Genomic DNA, 1,938 nt, shown 5'->3' with positions numbered 1-1,938 from the left:
CGCGACACCACCGTGGACGTGGTGCTCATGGACATCCAGATGCCCGAGATGGACGGCCTGGAGGCCACCCGTCGCATCCGCGAGGGGCTGGCCCCCGGCGTGCCGCGCGACCTGCCTGTCATCGCCATGACCGCCCACGCCCTCAAGGGCGACCGCGAGCGCTTCATGAATTCCGGCATGGACGACTACCTCTCCAAACCCGTCGGTTCGGAGGAAATCCAGGCCGCCCTGCACCGCGTGCTCTCGGGCAAGGCCGTGGGACAGGCGGGCGCGCCGCCCCCGGGCTCCAGGCTCCTCAACGAGACATGGCTCCTGGAAAAGGCCCGGGGCAACCGTGACTTTCTCAAAAAGCTCTTCGCCGTGTTCGTGGACCAGCAGCCCGGCAAGGTGGACGAGATGCGCGCCGCCCTGGCCGCAGGCGACCTGCGCGAGGTGGCCTTCATGGCCCACACCCTCAAGGGCGGCGCGGCCACCATGGGCGCGGAGGTGCTCAAGGACAGGGCCTTCGAGCTGGAAAAGGCCGCCAAGGCAGGCGACTCCGAACTGGCCGGACAGGAGCTGGACGCCCTGGGCGACGAGCTCCTGGAGACCATGCAGGCCATGCGTGAATTCATGACACGCTGACACCGGCCCGACGTGATCTTCTCCCCTCCCGCCAACGGCGCGGCGCGTTCCCTCCCGTCCCTGCTGCTGCCGGGCCTGCTGCTGCTCCTGGGGCTCTGGCTCGGACCTGCGAGGTCCCTGGGGACGGGCCTGGAGCGTCTGCCCTCCTCCATCGAGAAATCCGGTTGCGCCATGCATTCCCTCGAACACGGGTTTCGCCTGCTGACCGGCCGGGAGAGCGCCTTTGCGGAGCTTCCGATTTTCTTTCCCGCACGGCAAACCCAGCCTCTGGGGGAGCTGCACCCCGTCACCCTGCCCCTCTACGCCCTAGCCCGGCTCGCCGGGATGGAACGCGAGCGCGCCTTCCAGGCGTGGTTCGCGGGGCTCTTCGCGCTCAACTTCCTCTGCGCCTGGCTGGCACTGCGCCGCACGGGCCGGGACAGATCGGTTCTGAACGGGGTGAGCCTGGACGGCACGGGCCTGCACGGAGCAAGCGCCGCCTGGGGCGGGATCCTCTTCGCCCTGGCGACCCAGACGCCCCGCGCCGTGGCGCATCCTGCGCTCCTGCACGCCTTTCCCCTGCCCCTGGCGGCCTGGGCTTTCCTCCAGTGGGCGCGCACGGGGTCTCTCCGGGCCTGGGGCGCGGGATGCGCCGTTGTGACGCTCCAGTGGTATGCCTGCCCGGAGCTGGGCGCGGCCCTTTGCCTGGGGCTCGCCGCCGCCGGGCTGCGGCGTCTGTGGGCGCTCCGGGGCGGGACGGCGTGGGATTTCTTCCGGGCCGAGCGCCAGGGGGCCGTGGTCCTGGCGGCCCTGGCCTGCCTGATCCCTCTGGGCCTCAACCTTCGGGGGGCCTTCCCCGGAGGACCGCCCCTGGCCCCCCTGGCCGCCTCGCTGCCCTGGGTCTTGCCGCCCCTGGCCGCCTGCGCCCTGGCCTTTCCCGGAGCGCACGCCCTGGATGCTCTGGCGAGCCGTCGGCGTCCCGGCCTCCTTTCCCTGGCCGCCCTTGCGGCGGGCTTTCTCCTGGCCCTGGCCAGTCTCCCGCCCGGCCCCGGCGGGGCGCGGCTGGAGCAATTGCGCTCCCTGACGGACGAGGCACGCGGGGCCTTAGGAGCCCTCCCGCCCGGCGGTTCGGCGGTGGCGCTGGTCTGCGCCGTCGGGACTCCCGGCCAGTCGGCGTCGGATTTGGGCGAAGCCCGTCCAGAGTCCGGTGCGGGCTTGGCCCTGCACGCGTCGCCGGAGGTATCCTCAGGCGCGTCCCCCCTCGCCTCGCCGGGCATGTCTCCGCACGCACGCGCGGTCGGATTCACGAGCGGATTCACGGGCGCATCCGCCGTG

The 1,938-nt window shown here is 72.1% G+C and carries 1 protein-coding gene and 1 pseudogene; both read left to right on the top strand.

The features are described from left to right. The coding region (locus tag ACV4UX_RS19040; RefSeq protein ID WP_491594852.1) for a response regulator at positions 1-624 on the top strand (624 nt) is incomplete at its 5' end. A gap of 12 nt (positions 625-636) precedes the next feature. Next, positions 637-1,938, top strand: a pseudogene (locus ACV4UX_RS19035) (hypothetical protein); the annotation flags it as partial.

It is taken from the genome of Fundidesulfovibrio sp. (assembly GCF_058402725.1).
Note: the sequence above shows the minus strand (reverse complement) of the source record. Positions and strands in the feature narration are given on the sequence as shown.